The following is a 19,945-nucleotide window of genomic DNA, read 5'->3' as shown; positions in this document are numbered from 1 at the left end:
GGAAATTCATACGTAGCTTCTCTGGGGGGCTCACCAAACCCGGCACTGCTGCTCCTTCACCATCTTGTCCCCGTCCTTGCAGTGAAACGCCTCCTTGAACTGCGGCATGTTCACGACGAGGCCGTTGACGCGGTATTCGGGGGGTGAGTGGGGGTCGGTGAGCGCGCCGGCGCGGAGTTGTTCGGGGCGTTCGTTGGCGCAGGCCCATTGGGCGTTGCCGATGAAGAAGCGCTGTTCCGGCGTCAGGCCGGCGACGGGCTGCAGCTTCTGGCCTTCGGTTTCGGTCTTCCAGGCGATCCACGCGAGGACCAGGCCGCCGAGGTCGGCGAGGTCTTCGCCTTCGGTGAGTTTGCTGTTGATCTTGATGTCGTCGACGACGGTGTATTGCGCGTATTGGTCGACGACGCAACTGGCCTGCTTTTCGAAGGCCTTGGCGTCGGCCGGCGTCCACCAGTCCTTGAGGTTGCCTTGCGCGTCGAACTGGCGGCCTTCGTCGTCGAAGGCGTGCGTCAGTTCGTGGCCGATGGTGCCGCCGGTGTTGCCGTAGTTGGGCGCGGCATCCATCTTCGGATCGTAGAGCGGCGGTTGCAGCACGCCGGCCGGAAAGTTGATGTCGTTCTTCTGCGGGTCGTAATAGGCGTTGACGGTGGGCGGCGTCATGCCCCATTCGCTGCGGTCCACCGGCTTGCCGATCTTGGCGAGATCGCGGCGCGCTTCATAGACATTGCCGCGCGCGACGTTGCCGGCGAAGTCGTCACGGGCGATGGTCAGCGTGCTGTAGTCGCGCCAGTGGTCGGGGTAGCCGATCTTGTTGACGATGGCGGCGAGCTTTTCGAGCGCCTTTTTCTTGGTGGCGTCGCTCATCCAGTCCAGCGTTTCGATCTCCGACTTCATGGCCGCTTCGATCTGTTCGGTCATGCGTTGCACGTCGGCCTTGGTCTTGGCGCTGAAGGTGCGCGCGACGAACTCGCGGCCCAGCGCGTCGCCGAGCTGCTCGTCGGTCATGGTCACGCAGCGTTTCCAGCGCGGCTGTTGCTCGGGCACGCCGCGCAGGGTCTTGCGGTAGAAGTCGAAGTTGGCGGTGACGAAGGGTTTGGGCAGCACGTCAGCGTTGGCATGGGCGACGTGCCAGCGCAGATAGGTCTGCCAGTCGGCCAGGCTCAGCGTCGCCAGTTCGGCGTCCATTGCCGTGAGGTAGGCCGGTTCTTCGACATTGAACGTGGCGGGCTGCGTGCCCAGCGTCTTGAGATACGCGCTCCAGTCGAAGTGCGGCGTCAGCGCCTGCAGGCCTTCGAGATCCACGGGGTGATCGAGCGAATGCGGATCGCGGCGCTCGACCGGCGTGAGCTGGGTCTTGGCCAGCGCTGTTTCGATCTTCATCACGGTGGCGGCGTGCTGTTTGGCCACGGCCGGCGCGTCGCCGAGCAGGCCAAACATGGCTTGGACGTGGGCCACGTATTGGGCGCGCAGCTTTTTGGACTTGGCGTCGTCGCGGAAGTAGTAGTCGCGGTCCGGCAGGCCGAGGCCGCCGCGGTCGACGTCGGCGATGACCTGCGTGGCGTCGCTCAGCGATTGTGCGGAGCCGAACGCGAACAGAAAGCCGCGATCGAGAGTGCGCTCCTGCAGGGCGGCGATCAGGCCGGGCAGGGCGGCCTTGTCCTTGAGCGAGGCGATGCGCGCGAGGTCGCCGTTGATCGGCGTCAGGCCGGCTTTTTGGACGGCGGCTTCGTTCATGCAGGCGCTGAAGTAGTCGCCGAGCTTTTGCTGATCGGCCGTCAGGCCGGTGGTCTTCTGGCTCAGGCCGGCGAGGATGCCCCAGAGGAAGCGCTGGTTCTCCGCGTAGACCTTGCCGTAGACGCTCCAACTGGCCTGGTCGGACGGAATGGGGTTGTGTTTCTGCCAGCCGCCGCAGGCGTATTGGTAGAAGTTGTCGCAGGCCTGCGCGCGGGTATCCATGGCGCTGACGTCCAGGCTGGGCGTGTACGGCAGCGATTGCAGCGGACCCTGGGTCGGCACATCCGCCGGCGCCGCCTCGGCGCCCACGGTGAAGACGCCGAGCGCGACGGCCAGGACATGGCGAACGAACATGAACTCCCCCCGGAGCGTGTCTGCTTCTGACGGTAGCTGCTAAAACCGTGCCGCGACAAGATGGTTTTGTGACGTAGTTCTCGTCGGCGGGGCGGACTTGGGGTTGTGGGTGTGGTGTGTGTGGGGTGGATTTTGAGGCATGGTGGGGAGGTTCCGGACGCGGTCGGCGGGATTGATCGCGCCTCGTGTAAACGCACGCGGCAGGCGGGATGAATCCCGCCCTACGGACAGGCTGTGTGCGGGTGTTTTGTAGGAGTGGCGCGAGCCGCGACCTGCGTGGGTTTGATCGAGATGGGTGTCGCGGCTTGCGCCGCTCCTACAAGGGCTGTGGATAGTGGGGCGTGGTGTGACCTACGGCATATGAGGCTATCCGCGCTTTGCGTCGGGCCATTCCCCGAGGTGCCGCGCCCAATGCATCCACCGCTGTGCCACTTCCTCGGCCACGGGCCTTTGTTTGCGATACATCACGGCATGTTCCGCGATCAGTGCCCAGCGTTCGCTGTCTCGTGCCAGCTGTTCGAGGTGCTGCACGGCCGCCAACGTGTCCGATACGGGTGCTTGCTCGTCACTCCGCAAGGCTTGTGTCAGAAGGCGGGCCAACGACTGTACGTTGTGCAGGCAGTCTTCCGCGCGGGCGCGTGCTCCGAATTCGATCGCACGCAGGCGTGCTTCGGAAAAGCGAGCCAGCGCCGCGTCGGCTTGCACGTCCGGTCCGTTGCCCTGCAGGTGATTCAAGAGCGCGTCGAGCGAATCGGAGTCTGCGCCGTCTTTCGGGGCGCTGAGAGCGGGTATGGTCGTGGAGTTCATGGCGCTCTGCGCCTCCCTTCCTGTCACTGGATTCAGCGCCAGCGGCTTGCCGCTGGGGTTCATCCGATCGGCGAAATCGGAACGCTAATTACAGTATGCAACGCTAATCGTAGTATGTCGAATCGTGGTATGCGGGCGATGACCATCAAGGGATGGCACGAAAGCCCAAGGAAACCCCGCTGGTCGAAGTCTTCGCGCAGAACGTGCGGCGGCTGCGGATGGAGCGCGGTCTGTCTCAGGAAGCGCTGGCCGAGCTGGCAGGTGTGCATCGCACCTACATCGGCATGCTTGAACGCTGCGAGAAGAACGTGACGATCTACAACATCGAGCGGCTTGCCGCCGCGCTCGGCGTGGCGCCGCCGGTATTGCTGACTTCTCGGTGATTGCTCGCGCTGTCCAATAAGAGGCGGGGCTGTGTTCGCTCGTCGCGTACGGCCACAAATATCGTCGAATGCGCATGGGGCAGAGATGTCGACACGTCCCCAGCGCGATCGGCGGGATGAATCCCGCCCTACGGACAGGCTGTGTGCGGGTGCGTTGTAGGAGTGGCGCCAGCCGCGACACCCCGCGTGACGAGCCTGCGGAGGTCGCGGCTTGCGCCGCTCCTACGGGGATTGTCGGGCGTTTGGCGTTGCGGGGGATACATTCACTTGGGGCGCAATAAAGCCTGCGCGACTGGCGGGATGAATCCCGCCCTGCGGACAGGCTGTGTGCGGGTGCTTTGTAGGAGTGGCGCAAGCCGCGACACCCCGCGTGGCGAGCCTGCCGAGGTGGCGGCTTGCGCCACTCCTACAGGGCGGCGGGCGCGGGCTATGGCATGTACGCGCCGCCGTTGGCGTCGAGGGCGGCGCCGGTGACGGCGGCGGCGTAGTCGGAGACCATGAACAGTGCGGCCTTGGCGCAGTCGTCGTCGGTGGGGATGTGGCCGAGCGGGATGTCGGCGGCGATCTGTGCCTTGAGCGTTTCGACCGGCACTTTGCTTTCCTGCGCCTGCCAGTTCACGTAGCCCTCGACCGGTGCGCCCCACATCCAGCCCATGTGCACGGAGTTGACGCGGATGCCCTTGGGGCCGAGTTCCTTGGCCAGCCATTTCACCGAGTTGGCGAGCGCGGCCTTGGAGGCGGCGTAACCGGCTTCGCCGAGCGGCGGGATCTTGCGCGCGGCCATGGTGTTGATCATGACCACGGCGCTGCCGCGCGGCAGGTGCGGGATGCAGGCCTGCGTGAGGCGCAGTGTGCCGAGCAGGTTGGTGTCGAGCGTGGCGCGCCAGCTGTCGAGGTCGGCGGTGGACGCGTAGTCCATGTCGCCGTGCACGAAGGCGCTGTTGACCAGCGCGTCGATGCGGCCGAATTCGCGTGCCGCGGCGGCGGCCAGCGCGTCGCACTGCTCGCGTTGGGTGATGTCGCAGGTCTGCTTGAGCACGGCGGTATGGGTGCCGAGCGCGCGAATGCGTTGTTCGGCGTCGTCGAGCTTGTCGGCGCTGCGCGCGGCGACGACGACGACTTTGGCGCCTTCACGCGCGGCTTCGATGGCGAGCTTCACGCCCAGGCCCGGGCCGATGCCCGAGACGACGACGACTTTGTCCTTCAGCAGCATGGGGTTCTCCTCGGTTTGTCTTGTGGGTTCCGCTTCACGCCGGGAAGGGCGGGCTGCGGGATCTTTCCCGGCGCGCGTTCGCGGGTTCTCCGCTTCGCGGCTCGAAAGCCCTGCCTTCCCTTCTTCCTGGCCCTCTCCTGCGAGGGGATTGGTAGGGGGCGGCGCCCTCCGGGTTTGGAGTCGCGCGGTTGGGGCGTTTGGTTTAGTGGGTGCCCTCTCACCCCAGCCCTCTGCCCCGTGTCCGGGGGCGAGGGCGCGATATGGTTCAGCTCAGCTCAGCTCAGCTCGGCGTTGCCGTTGCCGTTGCCGTTGCGACGTGACGGGCGCGGTAGTCGGCGAAGTCGCGTTGCAGTTGGTCGTCGCTGAGGCCGAAGGTTGCGGCGCTGTAGTCGTGGCCGCCCTGGTGGGTCTTGGCATCGGCGGCCAGCCATTCGCGCATTGCGGCTTCCGACGCGGGCGGCATTTGCAGACCGAGCCAGCGGTAGATGGTGTGGACCACGTCCATCGGCTCTTTGACGGTGTCGCGGAACTGCACGTCGAGAAACTGATCCGGCGCGGCGCGGCGGATTTTCCCGGTGTGTGCGAGCGCGCGTTTCATCAGTGCGCTCCATTCGTGGCCGGCGCGTTCGGCGCTGGCGTCGCTGCTGTAGATGCCCCACAGCGTGTGGATGAAGCTGGCGATGGACGGAATGCTTTGCAGCGGGTCGCGGTGCGTGAGGATCACGCGCGCGCCGGGGAAGGCTTCGAGCAGCAGGTCCATGCGCAGCAGATGATGCGGCGCCTTGAGCACCCAGCGCTCGGCGGTGATGCCGCGCTGGCGTTTCTGCCACTGCAGGAACTGCAGGCCGCGGCGCAGGAACTGGTAGACGACCAGCTGGTTCTGCGCGTCCAGCCATTGCATGTACGACGGCACGTCGGCGTAGGCGTTGAACGACGACATGAAAGTGTGCTCGGTGAGCATCACTTCCTCGTCGGCTTCCTCGGCGAACATCGGGTGGATGGCGGCGAGCTTGGGCATCGCCGTGGTCATCATTTCGCACAGGCCGTGGCCTTCGCGGATGCGCGGCGCCGGATCGTTCAGCGATTCGCCGTCGAACGGCACCGGGAACTGCGATTCCCAGAACGCCATGGTGTGGAAGCGCGGATCGCGCGACAGCAGGCGATGCAGTTTGGTGGTGCCGGTGCGCGGCAGGCCGACGATGACGATGGGCGCGGCGATGACCTCGTCGGCGATCTCCGGATACTTCGCGAAGTAGTCCTCGATGCGCAGGCGATTGGCGAGCTGCGTGACCAGCTTCTGCCGCATCAGGTAGCGGCCGGTGTCGCTCAGCTTGGCGTCGGCATCCAGTGACGTGCACAGCGCGACGAGTCCGGGGCGCACGTCCGGCGTGCCGAAGTCACGCAGGCCGCCGGTGATCTTGAAGGCTTCGGCGAGCATCGCGTCGATGTCAAAGCCGTTTTGTAGATTCACAGCGGTATTCATGCGGCGAGTTCCCGCTTGAGTTGATCGAGTTTGACGCAGCGCGTCGTCGGGTCGACGTGTTCGCGCGCGCCGACCCAGCGCATGCACAGGGTGCCGCGCGTGTGGCCGGCGGTTTCCAGCCAGTTCGGCACGCCGGGGTCGCGGTGTGCGAGCACCATGGTGCAGCCGCCGTCGGCGTCGAGCCGCGCCGTGTGCTGGTTGAGGTGGATGCGGTGGTAGCGGTAATCCAGCGATTCCATCCACCAGTTGTTGATCTGCAGATTCCAGAAGCGGCATTCGGGAATGCGCGGCACGTGCACGATCAGCGCTTCGTCCGGCTGCAGTGCCCAGGCCGAGTGGTAGTAGTGGATGTTGGGGTCGCCGCCGGCGCGCTGGCAGACGGCCTGATCGGCCGGCGGCAGGGCGTTTTCGTGCGGCAGATAGCTTGCCGCCCAATTGGCGAACACCGTGGCCGTGCCTTCGACGAAGCCGGCGGCGTTCTTCAGGCCGCGTTGCAGGGCTTCGGACGACAGCGGCTGCGGCGGCCGGGCGTGGCCGCGCGGCGCGATCGTCAGCGTCGCCGGCTTTTCGCGGGCGCGGTCGAGGAAGGTCTGGCGCACGATCACGGCGTTGCTGGCCGGTTCGATACGCAGCCAGTTGCCGTGTGCGGGCTTTTGCTGCGACAGCACGATCTCGAAGCTGCCGTCGGCGTCGATCTGCAAGTCCTTGGCGTCGACGAAGCCGGTCTGCTCCATCTTGCCGTCGGTTTCGTAGCCGCCCTTTTGCGTGCCGACCGACAAATACGACACCGTGCCGCGCTGGCCGTGCAACACGTATTCGCGGTCGCCGCTGATGCGCGCGAAGGCGTAGCGGTTGTCCGGATTGTCGGCGCCGATCTTGCCGGTTTCGTGCGACGGAAGAAAAAAGCCGGGCGCGTCCGGATCGGCGAATTCCAGATGCATTTCCAGGCCGATGCGCAGCAGGCGGGTCAGGTAGCGCCAGCCCTCGGCGCGGTCCAGCGGCGTCGCTGGCGTTTCCGGGCGCAGCACCTGGCGTCCGGCACGCTTGAGCGTGTCGCAGAACTCGTCCCAAACCGCGCCGCTGATGACGACGTCGTCGTGCGCGTTCATCGCCTCGTCCTCCTCAAGGCCGATTCAGCGTTCGACAGTAGGTCCGTCGGCCGGCGCCAACTTCATCTGTTCGAATGAGTCAGGCGACATGACATCCAGATAGGGCCGTATTCGCGCGACGGGCGGCCCTGCCGCTGCCGTACAGGCCGTCAAGGCCCGCATGCCCCGCCACGTCGACGGCGCGCGTTCAGTCCGAGGTGGGGAAGTCCTGCTCCCAATATTCCTCCGGCCGGCGCTGTTCGCCACGGCCGACTTCGAGGCGACGCAGTTCGATGCGCCGGATCTTGCCGGAGATCGTTTTCGGCAGGTCGCAGAATTCGATGCGCCGGATACGCTGGTACGGCGCCAGCCGTTGCCGCGCGAAGCGCAGGATGTCGGCGGCCAGATCGCGGCTTGGCGTGTGGCCGTCACGCAACACGATGAACGCCTTGGGCACGGCGAGGCGCAGCGGGTCGGGGCTCGGCACGACGGCGGCTTCGGCAACGGCGTTGTGCTCGATCAGGGCACTTTCGAGTTCGAATGGACTGATGCGGTAATCGGATGCCTTGAAGACGTCGTCGGCGCGACCGACATAGCTGTAGTAGCCGTCGGCATCGCGTAGCGCCACGTCGCCGGTGCGATACCAGCCGTCGCGCATCACGGCGGCGGTCTTGTCCGCGTCGTCGATGTAGCCCCGCATCAGCGAAGCCGGCCGCGGTTCGAGTGCGATGGCAATTTCGCCCTCGTCGGCCGGCTGGCCGTCGGCGTCGAGCAGGGCGATCCGGTAGCCGGGCAGCGGCCGGCCCATCGAGCCGCTCTTGAGTACCTGCCCGGGCGTGTTGCCGATCTGTGCCGTCGTCTCGGTCTGGCCGTAGCCGTCACGGATCGTCAGGCCCCAGGCTCGGCGTACGTGTTCGATGATTTGCGGGTTCAGCGGCTCGCCGGCGCCGATGATTTCGCGCAGGCGTACCGGCCAGGTGCCGAGGTCCTGCTGCACCAGCATGCGCCAGACGGTGGGCGGGGCGCACAGCGAGCTGACACCGCAGCGCACCAGCTCATCGAGCACGGCGCGGGCGTCGAAGCGGTGGTAGTTGTAAACGAAGATCGTCGCGCCGGCGCTCCATGGCGAGAAGAAGCAGCTCCACGCGTGCTTGGCCCAGCCCGGCGAGCTGATGTTGTAGTGCAGATCGCCAGGCTGCAGGCCCAGCCAGTACATCGTCGACAGATGCCCGACCGGATAGCTGCGGTGCGTGTGCAGGACCAGCTTTGGTTTCGAGGTCGTGCCCGAGGTGAAATACAGCAGCAACGGGTCGTCCGCCCGCGTCCCGACGTCGGCAACGAACGTCTTCGAGGCCGCGTACGCTTGTTCATACGCTTGCCAGCCGTCGACGCCACCGCCAACGGCAATACCGGTGAACTGGCCGGCGTACGGTGCGAACTTGGCGGTCTCGGCGGTGCCGGCGACGACGAAACGCGCATTGCCGCGCTGCAAGCGGTCGGCGAGGTCGTCGCTCGACAGCAGCAGCGTGGTCGGAATCAGCACGGCGCCGAGTTTCATGCCGGCGAGCATCGTTTCCCATAGTGCGACATGGTTCGGCAGCATCACCAGTATGTGATCGCCTCGGCGGACGCCGAGTACGCGCAGATGGTTGGCGACCTGGTTCGAGCGTTCGGACATCTGCTGCCATGAAAGGATTTGCTCGCTGCCGTCCGCTTCGACCAGCCACAGAGCCGGGGTGTCGTTGCCGCGCGCCGCGACGTCGAAATAGTCGATGGCCCAGTTGAAATCCGGCAGCTCCGGCCAGCGGAACTCATGTGCTGCGGCTTCAAGGTCGGTGCGCTGCGCCAGCAGCCTGTTGCGTGCGGCGACGAAGCGTTCTCCCCCGCTCATCGGTTCGCTCCCGTGCTGTCGCTCCTGTGGCGGTTACCGTCCGTGGAGCCCGACTCATCGAGTCCCAGCTGCTCCCTGGCCGCCTGCCTCAGCAGGAATTTCTGGATCTTGCCGGTCACTGTCATCGGAAAGACTTCGAGGAAGATGACATGGCGTGGAATTTTGTACTGCGCGATCTGGTCGCGGCAGAACGCGCGCACGGCTTCGGCATCGAGACGGGCATCGGCGCGCAAGGTGATGCAGGCGCATAGCTCCTCGCCGAAGCGCGCGTCCGGCACGCCGACGACCTGCACGTCACGGATCGCTGGATGCCCGTAGAGGAATTCCTCGATCTCGCGTGGATAGATGTTCTCGCCGCCGCGAATCACCATGTCCTTGGCGCGGCCGACGATGCTGCAGTAGCCGTCGTCGTCGATGACGGCGAGATCGCCGGTATGCATCCAGCCGTCGTCGTCGATCGCTTCGTGCGTGCGCGCTTCGTCGTCCCAGTAGCCGCGCATCACCGAATAGCCGCGGACCAGCAGTTCGCCCTTTTTGCCACGCGGAACGGTGGCGCCACTGTCGACGACTTTCGCTTCGAGGTGCGGCTGGATGCGGCCGACGGTCGATACCCGGCGCTCGATCGGATCGTCGACGGCGCCCTGGAAGCTGACCGGTGAAGTTTCCGTCATGCCGTAGGCGATGGTGATTTCGGGCAGGTGCATCTGCTCGATCACCTTGCTCATCACTTCGATCGGGCACGGTGCGCCGGCCATGATGCCGGTGCGCAGGCTCGACAGATCGAATTCCGCGAAGCGTGGATGGTCGAGCTCGGCGATGAACATCGTCGGGACGCCATGCAGTGCGGTGCAACGCTCGTCCTGCACGGTCTGCAGTGTTGCCAACGGATCGAAGCCTTCGGATGGAAATACCATGCAGGCCCCGTGCGTCATGCAGGCCAGATTGCCCATCACCATGCCGAAGCAGTGATAGAGCGGGACCGGAATGCAAAGGCGGTCGCGCTCGGAGAAACGCATGGCCCGCGCGACGAAATAGCCGTTGTTGAGGATATTGCGATGGCTGAGTGTCGCGCCTTTCGGCGACCCGGTCGTGCCGGACGTGAACTGGATGTTGATGGCGTCGCGCGGCTCGACGGCGGCCGAGGCTTCGGCGAGCCGGCGGCGGGCTGCATCGTCGGGTGCGAGCTGCAGTTCGTGGAACGCGATCACGCCGGGTGGCGGAGGCGGCTGGCCGGTGCAGATCACGGCGCGCAGCGCCGGCAGCCGTGCCGCCTGAAGGGCACCCGGCGCGCAACGCTTCAGCTCCGGTGCCAGCGTGGCCATCATCCCGGTGTAGTCGCTGGACTTGAACGCGTGGGCCAGGATCAGTGCGCGGCAGCCGACCTTGTTCAGCGCATACTCGATCTCGTGCAGACGATAGGCCGGGTTGAGGCTGACGAGAATCAGGCCGGCGCGTGCGGTCGCGAACTGTGCGAGGACCCACTCGACGCTGTTCGGCGACCAGATGCCGACGCGGTCTCCCGGCGTCAGCCCCAGCGCCAGCAGCTGTGCGGCGACCCTGTCGACCTGCTCACGCAATTCCGTCCAGCTCCAGCGGATCTGCTGGTGGCGGACGATGAGTGCGTCGCGCGAGCCATGACGGGCGACGGCGGCATCGAGTGCCGCGCCGATCGTCATGTCGAGCAGCGGCACATCGCGGCGGCCCACGACGCTGCTGGCCCCGCTGTTCGCTTGCGGATGAGGATCGGCTGTCGTCATATCGCCATGAACACCGATTTGGTTTCGAGGTAGGCGTCGAGCGAGGTGCGTCCCATGTCGCGGCCGAAGCCCGACAGCTTGTAGCCACCGAACGGCACCGCACAGTCGAGCATGCTGTGGCAGTTGACCCAGACCGTGCCGGCCTTGATCTTCGGGACCAGCCGCTGTACGCGCGACAGGTCTTTCGACCAGATGCTGGCGCCGAGGCCGTACGGTGTGTCATTGGCCCGCGCGGCGACTTCGTCGAGATCGTCGTATGGCATCGCGACGACGACCGGCCCGAAGATCTCCTCACGCACCACGCGCAGCGACTCGTCTTCGCTGGTGAAGACCGTCGGTTTGACGAAATAGCCGCCGCGGTCGGCGCGACCGCCGCCGCTGAGCAGGCGGGCGCCCTGCTGGCGGCCGAGCTCGATGTAGCGGCAGACGCGATCGAGCTGTTCCTGCGAGACCAGCGGGCCGAGCTGCGTCTGTGGATCGAGGCCGTGACCCATCGGCAGTGCGTCAGCATGTCCGGCGAGTGCTTCGGTGACGCGCTCGAACATCTTCTTCGGCACATACAGGCGCGAACCGGCGCAGCAGACCTGTCCATGGTTGAAGAAGATGGCGTTGGCGGCGCCCTGCGCGGCGGTCTCCGGATCGCAGTCGTCGAGAACGATCATCGGCGACTTGCCGCCGAGTTCGAGCGTCACGCGGCTCATGTTGTCCATCGCCGCCTTGCCGATCAGCTTGCCGACCTCGGTCGAGCCGGTGAAGCTGATCTTGTTGATGCCGCTGTGAGCGACCAGTGGCGCGCCGGCGCCGAGGCCGTCGCCGGTGATGATGTTGACGACGCCCGGCGGCAGTCCCGCCTCTTCGATGAGGCGCCCCAGATACAGCGCCGACAGCGGCGTCTGCTCGGCCGGTTTGAGCACGACCGTGCAGCCGGCGGCCAGCGCCGGCGCGAGCTTCCAGGTGGCGACCAGGAGCGGGAAGTTCCACGGTACGACGGCGGCGACCACGCCGACCGGCTCGCGACGCGTATATGCGAAGAACTCGGCGTCGGGTGGCGCGAACGGTACCGACACGTCGATGGTTTCGCCGTGAATCTTGGTTGCGAAACCCGCCATGTAGCGGAAGAACTCGACGGTCAGTGCGATGTCGACGGCGCGCGCGACCGCCGCCGATTTGCCGTTGTCGAGCGATTCGATCTCGGCGATCACCTGGGCATCGCGCTCGATCAGCCCGGCGAGTTTCAGCAACAGCTGCTGACGCTGCGCGGGGCGCAGCCGCGACCACGGGCCTTTTTCGAACGCGGTACGCGCCGCCTGCACGGCGAGATCGACATCGCCGGGGCCAGCGGCCGGAGCGGTCGCGATGACGGTCTCGTCGGCCGGGTTGACGACGTCGAATCGTGCACCGTCGCGTGCGTCGGTCCAGCGGCCATCGATCAGCATGCGGTGATTGCGAATCGAGAGGAAGTTGCGGGTGCCCTCGCTGAGCAGGGCGGAGACATCGGACATCATGTTCATGGGTCAGGACTCCTGCGTACGTGCGCGCAGTGGCAAAAGAAGGGGCCCCTCGTCGTGGAATCGAGGGGCCCAGGGGAGAGCCGGCCGTGGCCGGTTACGCACTCAAGGCGTCGAGGGGCGGACCGCGTCGGCGGTGCCTTGAATGAAGGCCTTGATCTTCTCGACGTCGTCCGGTGTCAGCTTGCCGGTGAAATCCGGCATGCCCTTGCTGACGAACGGACCGTTGAACACGAACTGATCGAGGTGTTCGATGAAGGTTTTGTCGACATAGCCGAGATTCGGCAGGTTGCCGCCCTTGTCGACGCCGGGAACGCCGTGACAGAACACACAATTGCTGACGTACAGCGCCGTGCCGGCTTCGACGTCCTTCGGGTCGTATTTGACGCCGGACAGCAGCGCACCACGCTGATACTCGGTGAACTTCGGTAGCGGCGCCTTGCCGCCCAGCACGAAGGTGTAGACGGTGCCGGGCGTATTGCCTTCGCTGGCGCGCTGCGATTCGCCATAGACGCCGCCCCAGCCGGCCGCGACCGAGATGTATTGCTTGCCGTCGATTTCGTAGCTGATCGGTGCGGCGATGACGCCGGTGCCGGTCGGCGAATCCCAAAGTTGCTGGCCGGTGCGCGCGTTGAAGGCGATGATGCGTGCATCCGCGGTGCCTTCGAAGACCAGGTTGCCGGCGGTTGCCAGCGTGCCGCCATTCCACGGCGAGACATATTCGTGACGCCAGGCTTCACGCTGGTTGACCGGGTCCCAGGCGATCAAGCGGCCGAACGGTTTGCTCTTCGGCGTCTGCGAATTGATCAGCATCGCCGTGTTCCAGCCGATGCCGCTCATCGGTTGGCCCGGCTTGTTGCTGCCTTGGCCGGACCAGCGCTTGTCATTGGCGAGATTCAGCGGCACGTTCTGCGCCGGGAAGTAGGCGAGGCCGGTCAGCGGGCTGTATGACATCGAGTGCCAGTTGTGGCCGCCGAACGGGCCCGGAATGATGTCGAACGGCTTGTCGGGCGAGCGCACGTTGGCCACTTCGATCGGACGCCCGTTCTTGTCGTAGCCGGTCGCCCAGTTCACGTCGACGAAGTTCTTTGCCGAGATGAACCGGCCGTTGGTGCGGTCGATGACGAAGAAGAAGCCGTTTTTGGGAGCGTGGAGGATGACCTTGCGCGTTTTTCCGTCGAGCTTGAGGTCGGCCAGTATCAGGTCCTGGACCGACGTGTAGTCCCAGCTGTCTCCCGGCGTTTCCTGGTAGTGCCAGACGTACTTGCCGGTATCGGGGTTGAGCGCGACGATCGAAGCGACATAGAGATTGTCGCCGCCGGCCGGGCTGCGTTGGTGCTGTGACCACGGCGAGGCGTTGCCGGTGCCGATGTAAAGCAGGTTGAGCTCGGGGTCGTAGACCATCGAGTTCCAGACGGTGCCGCCGCCGCCGGCCTCCCAGTACTTGCCGGCCGGGTCCCAGGTCTTCGCGGCTTTCGCCATCGACTCGTCCTCGTACGGCTTCGATGGATCTCCGGGGACGACGAACCAGCGCCAGGCCTGTTTGCCGGTTTCGGCATCGTAGGCGGTGACGTAACCGCGTACGCCGAACTCGGCGCCGCCGTTGCCGATGATGACCTTGCCCTTCACGACCCGTGGCGCGCCGGTGATCGTGTAGGAGCGCGAGTGGTCGGAGACGGTGTCCTGTTCCCAGACTTTCTTGCCGGTGCCGGCGTCGAGCGCAATCAGGCGGCCGTCGAGCGAACCGACGTAGACCTTGCCCTTGTAGACAGCGACGCCGCGATTGACCACATCGCAGCAGGCCTTGTACGCCATTCGGCGCGGCACGTGCGGATCGTAGCTCCACAGCTTCTTGCCGGTGCGCGCGTCCAGCGCATGAACGACGCTCCATGACGCGGTGACATACATCACGCCGTCGACGACGATCGGCGTCGCCTCGATGCCGCGCTCGGACTGCAGGTCGTATGTCCAGGCCGGACCAAGCTGTTTTACGTTGTCGGTGTTGATCTGTTCGAGCGGACTGAAGCGGGTGCCGCCGTAGTCGAAGCCGTTGGCCGGCCAGTTCTTGCCGGTGCTTGCGTTGGCGATCACGAAGGCCTGATCGACCTCGACGGCCGCCGTGGCAGCACGCGCCGCGGCACTTGTCAGCAACGCTGCGGCCACGAGCGCGCAGCACGCGCTGCGATGGATGGGTTTCATGGTCTCTCCTCTCTCGATTGCTTGTTGTGTCGGGAACATCAGAACACGGTCAATACGCGCAGGTTGACGCGATTGGCTTCCTTGAACCCGTTCTCGACGTCCAGGTCACGACCGTAATTGGCCATCAGCTGTAGCGTCGGCAGCAGGAACCAGGCGGTGCCGACCTGCATCTTCAGCGTTTTCGTCCTGTCGTCCTGGCTCACGCCGTCGATCTTCGTTTCGCCGCCGAAGGTGTACGACAGGCCGCCGCGCAGGTCCCAGTTCTGCAGGAGCTGATAGCGCAGGAAACCCTGCAACTGCACGCTGGCATCCTGCTTGAGCGTCGCCTCGCTCGACCCGTACTTGTCGTTCTTGCCGTAGAGCGTGACGTCTCCGGCCAGGTCGAGCGCCAGTTTGTCGGTGAGTCCGGTGATGTATCCCGCCTGCAGTGCGAATTTCCAGCGGTTCTCGCCGATGTTGAGTGAATCGTCCTTGTCGTAGTTGCCGGTCGGTACGTAGAGAAACGGTGTGATGCCGAAATACGTGTTGGTCTTGGGCTGGTTCACGAGCCAGACCGTCGCCGCAAGGATCAGGTCACCGACGCCGCTGGCATCGCCCAGCGACGAGATATCGTCCTCGGCCTTGAGCTTGCCGAACGGCAACAGAAACTGCGGATCGATGATGTAGCCGCCGACGTTTACGAAATGCACGTAGCGGGCGATGCCGATGTTCGAGTCGAGCTTCGGATCAATCGGCTGTTTGTCGCCATCGGCGTACAGCTTGTCGCGTGTCGCGTACTGGTAGTACAGCAGGCCAAGGTTGGTGCCGCCGGGCAGCGCGGTGTAGTCGCCGGCGTCGACGTCGACCGCCCATGCATCGGGCGTCAGCAGTCCGCCGAGACAGAAAAGTGCCGCGGTCAGCGCCGCTCGTCCGCACCGCGCGGACGACGATTTTTGCATCGTCATGTAATCCTCCATTCGTTATCGGTGCCGGGTGCTTCGCGGGCATCCGTGCGCTAGCGGCCTGTTTTATCGGTGCCGCCGTTTGAGATGAGGCAGGCTCTGTGCCATGCTCAAAAAAAGGCAGAAGACAGCGAAATCAATAGCTCCATCATGGAGTTAAAGCTGGATTGCAGATCCCTGAACAGGGCTGGCTGTATCGTTTCGAGACAGCTCGGCGCAGTCGCCGGCTCATAACGAGTCAATCGGGAGGAGAACTCATGTCGTTGATCGATTCCGAATTCGATCGCCACATCGTGCGGGCGCGTCAGCTGTTCCTCGGCGGCTGCGAAGTGCCGGACCGGTTGATTGACGCGGTCGTCGTGCGTTCGTGGGAACGATCACGTCGGCGTGGCCTCGCGGCGAGCGATAAAGTGCTCTTCAACCATGTCTCATACAGCGATCAGCGCCGCGTGGCAGATGCCAACCGCGCGTTGATCGCGCACGTCGAGCCGGAGTTGCAGCGTCTGTACGCTGCGCTCGGTCAGGCCGACTGGATTGTCGCCTGCGTCAACGCGCAGGGGATGGTGGTGCGCTCATTGGGCGCGGAGCGTCCCACCTGCCGCGACATCGGCCCGGCGCTACGTACCGGTGTCGACCTGAGCGAGGACATTGCGGGAACCACCGGGCCGAGCTGTGCGCTGATCGAGGCGCGCCCCGTGGTCATCAGTGGCCCCGAGCACTTTCTCGATGAGGCGCGCCGCTATTCGTGCGTGGCGGTGCCGATCCTCGATCCGGCCGGCGCCGTGGTTGGCGCACTCGATGCGTCGCGACACCACGACGGACGCCGCAGCGGCATTCTTGAACCGTTGGCGCTTGCCGTTCGCTCGATCGAGAACGGCATGGTCGCCGCATTGCCCGGTGCGTTGCGCATCGCCGTGCATTACGTCCCCGAGCTGGCAGCGTCGCAGATGCGCGGCATTCTTGCTTTTTCTGCTGACGGCGAGCTGCTCGGCGCCAATCCCTTCGCGCGGCAGCTGCTCGAATTCGATGTCGGTCGGCGTATGGATTTCGACAGTTTGTTCGGCCGCCCATTTGCGGGACTCATGGATACTCTGCGTCGTAACGGCAACACGGCCGTGTTGCTCGAAACGGCTGGTGGTGTGCGTGTCCATGCGCGCTTCGACGTCGACGCGCTTCGCCCGGCTGCAGGGGTTCCGGCGGCTGCGCGTGCGGCGGCGTCCACTGACAGGCTGCCGTCTCGGGCCAGCAGTGCCGACATTGCACAGCGGGCGTTCGATCGCGACGTGCCGGTCCTGATCGGTGGCGAAACCGGCACCGGCAAGGAAGTTCTGGCGCGACGCCTGCACGAGAACGGTCCGCGCCGCGACGGGCCGTTCATCGCGATCAACTGTTCGGCGATGCCGGCGAGCCTGATCGAGTCGGAACTGTTCGGTTACGAAGCCGGTGCGTTCACCGGCGCCCGGCGTGGCGGGATGGTCGGGAAGTTCGAGCAGGCCAACGGCGGGACGTTGTTCCTCGACGAGATCGGCGATATGCCGCTGGAGTTGCAGACACGGCTGTTGCGCGTCCTGCAGGAGCATGAACTGACGCGGCTCGGCGGCGGAAGCCTGGTGAAGCTCGACTTCTCCCTGATCTGTGCCACGCACAGCGACCTCGTGGCGATGGTGGCACGCCAGCAATTCCGCAGTGACCTCTATTATCGGATCAACGGTCTGCGCGTGATCTTGCCGCCGCTGCGTGAGCGTAAGGACATCGACGAGCTGATCGGTCAGCTGTTGACCGACGAAAGCGGCGCGCTCGCCGCTCCGCGCTTGAGCGCGGCGGCGCGAAGCGCACTCCTGCGCTACCCGTGGCCCGGCAACATCCGTGAGTTGCAGCAGGCACTGCGGCTCGGCGTGGCGCTGGCCGAGAACGGCGAAATCGATCTGCCGCACTTGCCGGTCGAGATCGGACAATGTGGTGCTGCGCAGGTGGGGATGGGGCTGTTGGAGCGTGCCGAAGTCGAAGCCGTACGAGCGGCGATGCGACAGCATGGCGGCAACGTTTCGGCCGCAGCGCGCAGCCTCGGCATCGCGCGAGCGACGCTTTACCGAAAATTGCGCCAATTCGACCTGTTGACGCAGCCAGACGGACTTACGCATTAGCTGCTTGCGCCAGCCGGTGCAGTCATGCCGGACATGCTCAGTTCCGCAGTTCCTGACGAAGGCGTCAGGCCTCCGACATCTGCTTGGTGCGATGGCGGCTGCCGTCTCTGCGGAAGCTTGATGCCAGCAGCTGTCCGACGGCGCGATCGGCCGTGCCCGCCCCTAGAATCGATGCCCCTCTTCGTCGATGAATCGTTGTCGTGAGCACCAAACCGCTGAACCCGCTGCCGTCACTGATCTTCTCGTCACGTTGGCTGCAGCTGCCGCTGTACCTCGGCCTGATCGTCGCCCAGGGTGTCTACGTCATCCTCTTCGTCAAGGAGCTGTGGCATCTGATCCATGGCGCTTTCGAGTTGCGCGAGCAAGAGGTGATGCTGATCGTCCTCGGGCTGATCGACGTGGTGATGATTTCCAACCTGCTGGTGATGGTGATCGTCGGCGGTTACGAAACCTTCGTTTCGCGTCTGCGCCTCGAAGGGCATCCGGACCAGCCGGAATGGCTCAACCACGTCAACGCCTCGGTGCTGAAGGTGAAGCTGGCGATGGCGATCATCGGTATCTCGTCCATCCACCTGCTGAAGACCTTCATCGAAGCCGGCGCGCTGGGCCTGCCGTTGTGCGGCAGCGTCGAGGCGGGTGTGTCCTGCACCAATTCCACGACCACCGGCGTGATGTGGCAGACCATCATCCACTGCGTGTTCATTCTCTCCGCCATCGGCATCGCCTGGACGGATCGGCTGATGTACGGCGGGGTGAGGGACGAGCACGAGGCGCACTGAGCGGCGGCGTTTTGGTGCTTTTGCAGGTGCGGCGCGAGCTGCGGCCTCCTGTCTGATCGAGCACACGTCGCTTGCGGCTCACGCCGTGCGAGCCCCGCGTGTCTCGATACGGCCCCATGGGCCTGCTCGACATGAGCGGTTCTATTGGGGCTGTGGGGTGTCGCGGCTTGCGCCGCTCCTACAGGGAGTGCGTGAACGAGCCTCGGGGTGGTCGTCTGTTGATGTCGGGGCGATGCGTCGCGTTCGGACATTTCCCACATCGACGCCATGCCGGCCTCTTTTTGCAGGAGCGGCGCAAGCCGCGACGCGCAGCTCCTGCGGGGTTGCGAGCGATCAGAGGCCCGATGTTCCACCGACCCGTTCATGTCGAGTGGCCCGCAGGGCCGTATCGAGACACACCCGGCTGGTGCGGCGCTCCTGGCCGCGCGCGCCTCAGGCCGCGGCCGGCGTGCGGTTCAGCTCGGCATCGTTGGGCGGGAACAGCACGCAGCTGGTGCCGCCGTCGGTGTACATCATCACCACGCAGCGGTTGCAGGCGGTGCAGCCGGATTCGGTGGCGCGGCCGTCGCGGAATTTGTTGACGAGTTCGGCGTCGTGGATCAGCGCGCGGCCCATGACGACGGCGTCGAAGCCGTCGTTCATCACGGTGGCGACGCCGGCCATGGATTTTGCGCCGCCCAGGTAGGCGAGCGGCATGCGCACGGCGGCGCGGACTTTTTGCGAGTGCTCGCGGAAATACAGTTCGTGGAATGCGATCTTCGGTTCGAACACGCGCATCAGCCTGGTGGCGATGCGCACGGTGGTGTTCTGGATGCTCGATACCGCTTCAGCCGGCATCGGGCTGCCGAAGATGGCCCACGGTGCTTCGACGTTCATGCCGCCGCTGAGCACCAGCAGGTGCGCGCCGCTGCGTTCGAGCACGCGCGCGACGGCCGCGGCGTCGGCGGCATTGGCGCCCTTCTTCACGCCTTCGGTGACGCAGATCTTGCAGGTCACGGCGAGGTCGTTGCCGACCGCGTCGAGCACCGCGCGCAGCACTTCGGCCGGGAAGCGGGCGCGCTGTTCGGCATGGCCGCCGTAGCCGTCGCGGCGCTTGTTGTAGATCGGCGAGAGGAACTGGCTGAGCAGATAGCCGTGGCCCATGTGGATTTCGACGGCGTCGAAGCCGGCTTCACGCGCAAGCTGGGCGCCGGCGACGAACTCGCCGATCACGCGCTGCATGTCGTCGCGCGTCATCGCCGTGCGGAACAGGCGGCCGCTGAGCACGCCGGCGGCGTTGAAGCCGCCGGACGCGGACTTCGGATATTTCGTCGACAGTTCCGGCAGGAAGGTGAACGCGCCGCCGTGGGTGATCTGCGCGCAGATCGCTGCGCCTTCGCGATGCACGGCGTCGGTCAGCGCGCGCAGGTGCGGCAGGCTTTCGCGGTTCAGCGACACCTGATCGACGAAGGTGCGGCCGTCGGGGCTGACGGCGCAGTAGGCGACGGTGGTCATGCCGACGCCGCCGGCGGCGATGCGACGGTGGTGCTCGACCAGCATCTTCGACGGCACGCCGCCCTTGGCCATGCCTTCGTTGGTGGCAGATTTGATGAAGCGGTTGCGCAGCGTCAGCGGCCCGATCTGCAAAGGCGTGAACGCGCGCGCGGCATCGTTGGCGGTCATGG

14 protein-coding genes are annotated in these 19,945 nt (G+C 65.5%); 3 read left to right on the top strand and 11 right to left on the bottom strand.

Annotated elements, in window-relative coordinates; genetic code table 11:
* Positions 1-30: 30 nt before the first annotated feature.
* Together G7Y82_RS00980 and G7Y82_RS00975 are read right to left on the bottom strand one after the other, a co-directional pair.
* Entirely contained in the window at positions 31-2,088 is a 2,058-nt protein-coding gene (locus G7Y82_RS00980; protein WP_168146130.1) for a M13 family metallopeptidase, read from the bottom strand.
* 366 nt (positions 2,089-2,454) lie between these two features.
* Entirely contained in the window at positions 2,455-2,895 is a 441-nt protein-coding gene (locus G7Y82_RS00975; RefSeq protein WP_168146129.1) for a hypothetical protein, read from the bottom strand.
* A gap of 152 nt (positions 2,896-3,047) precedes the next feature.
* On the opposite strand from G7Y82_RS00975, the gene G7Y82_RS00970 reads away from it, so the two are divergent.
* Positions 3,048-3,278, top strand: coding sequence for a helix-turn-helix domain-containing protein (locus G7Y82_RS00970; protein WP_168146128.1), 231 nt, complete (start codon positions 3,048-3,050; stop codon positions 3,276-3,278).
* Between the two features lie 427 nt (positions 3,279-3,705).
* Here the strand turns inward: G7Y82_RS00970 and G7Y82_RS00965 are convergent, their stop codons facing one another.
* From G7Y82_RS00965 to G7Y82_RS00930, 8 genes are all read right to left on the bottom strand, one after another.
* Entirely contained in the window at positions 3,706-4,491 is a 786-nt protein-coding gene (locus tag G7Y82_RS00965; RefSeq protein WP_168146127.1) for an SDR family oxidoreductase, read from the bottom strand.
* A 280-nt stretch (positions 4,492-4,771) separates the two neighbouring features.
* Positions 4,772-5,974 (bottom strand): sulfotransferase family protein, encoded by a 1,203-nt coding sequence (locus G7Y82_RS00960; protein WP_168146126.1) that lies wholly within the window; start codon positions 5,972-5,974, stop codon positions 4,772-4,774.
* Entirely contained in the window at positions 5,971-7,083 is a 1,113-nt protein-coding gene (locus G7Y82_RS00955) for a DUF1214 domain-containing protein (RefSeq protein ID WP_168146125.1), read from the bottom strand. The genes G7Y82_RS00960 and G7Y82_RS00955 overlap by 4 nt, the downstream gene beginning before the upstream one ends.
* A 187-nt stretch (positions 7,084-7,270) precedes the next feature.
* Entirely contained in the window at positions 7,271-8,953 is a 1,683-nt protein-coding gene (locus G7Y82_RS00950) for an AMP-binding protein (RefSeq protein WP_168146124.1), read from the bottom strand.
* Positions 8,950-10,710 carry an AMP-binding protein gene (locus tag G7Y82_RS00945; protein ID WP_168146123.1) on the bottom strand — a complete coding sequence of 587 codons (1,761 nt, stop codon included), beginning with the start codon at positions 10,708-10,710 and terminating at the stop codon, positions 8,950-8,952. The genes G7Y82_RS00950 and G7Y82_RS00945 overlap by 4 nt, the downstream gene beginning before the upstream one ends.
* On the bottom strand, positions 10,707-12,221 hold the full coding sequence (locus tag G7Y82_RS00940; RefSeq protein WP_168146122.1) for an aldehyde dehydrogenase family protein: 1,515 nt from the start codon (positions 12,219-12,221) through the stop codon (positions 10,707-10,709). The genes G7Y82_RS00945 and G7Y82_RS00940 overlap by 4 nt, the downstream gene beginning before the upstream one ends.
* A 102-nt stretch (positions 12,222-12,323) precedes the next feature.
* Positions 12,324-14,417 (bottom strand): PQQ-dependent dehydrogenase, methanol/ethanol family, encoded by a 2,094-nt coding sequence (locus tag G7Y82_RS00935; protein ID WP_206370189.1) that lies wholly within the window; start codon positions 14,415-14,417, stop codon positions 12,324-12,326.
* A 38-nt stretch (positions 14,418-14,455) separates the two neighbouring features.
* On the bottom strand, positions 14,456-15,361 hold the full coding sequence (locus tag G7Y82_RS00930) for a transporter (RefSeq protein WP_168146120.1): 906 nt from the start codon (positions 15,359-15,361) through the stop codon (positions 14,456-14,458).
* A gap of 254 nt (positions 15,362-15,615) precedes the next feature.
* On the opposite strand from G7Y82_RS00930, the gene G7Y82_RS00925 reads away from it, so the two are divergent.
* Complete coding sequence (locus G7Y82_RS00925) at positions 15,616-17,502, top strand: sigma-54-dependent Fis family transcriptional regulator (RefSeq protein ID WP_168146119.1); 1,887 nt, start codon at positions 15,616-15,618, stop codon at positions 17,500-17,502.
* 200 nt (positions 17,503-17,702) lie between these two features.
* Positions 17,703-18,281, top strand: a complete 579-nt coding sequence (locus G7Y82_RS00920; RefSeq protein ID WP_366515586.1) for a TIGR00645 family protein — start codon at positions 17,703-17,705, stop codon at positions 18,279-18,281.
* A 432-nt stretch (positions 18,282-18,713) separates the two neighbouring features.
* Here the strand turns inward: G7Y82_RS00920 and G7Y82_RS00915 are convergent, their stop codons facing one another.
* Entirely contained in the window at positions 18,714-19,943 is a 1,230-nt protein-coding gene (locus tag G7Y82_RS00915; protein WP_168146118.1) for an NADH:flavin oxidoreductase, read from the bottom strand.
* Between the last annotated feature and the right edge of the window lie 2 nt (positions 19,944-19,945).

It is taken from the genome of Solimonas marina (assembly GCF_012241385.1).
In the GTDB taxonomy this organism is placed as follows: Bacteria; Pseudomonadota; Gammaproteobacteria; order Nevskiales; family Nevskiaceae; genus Solimonas; species Solimonas marina.
The sequence above is the reverse complement of the archived record's forward strand: the minus strand, read 5'-3'. Positions and strand labels throughout refer to the sequence as shown.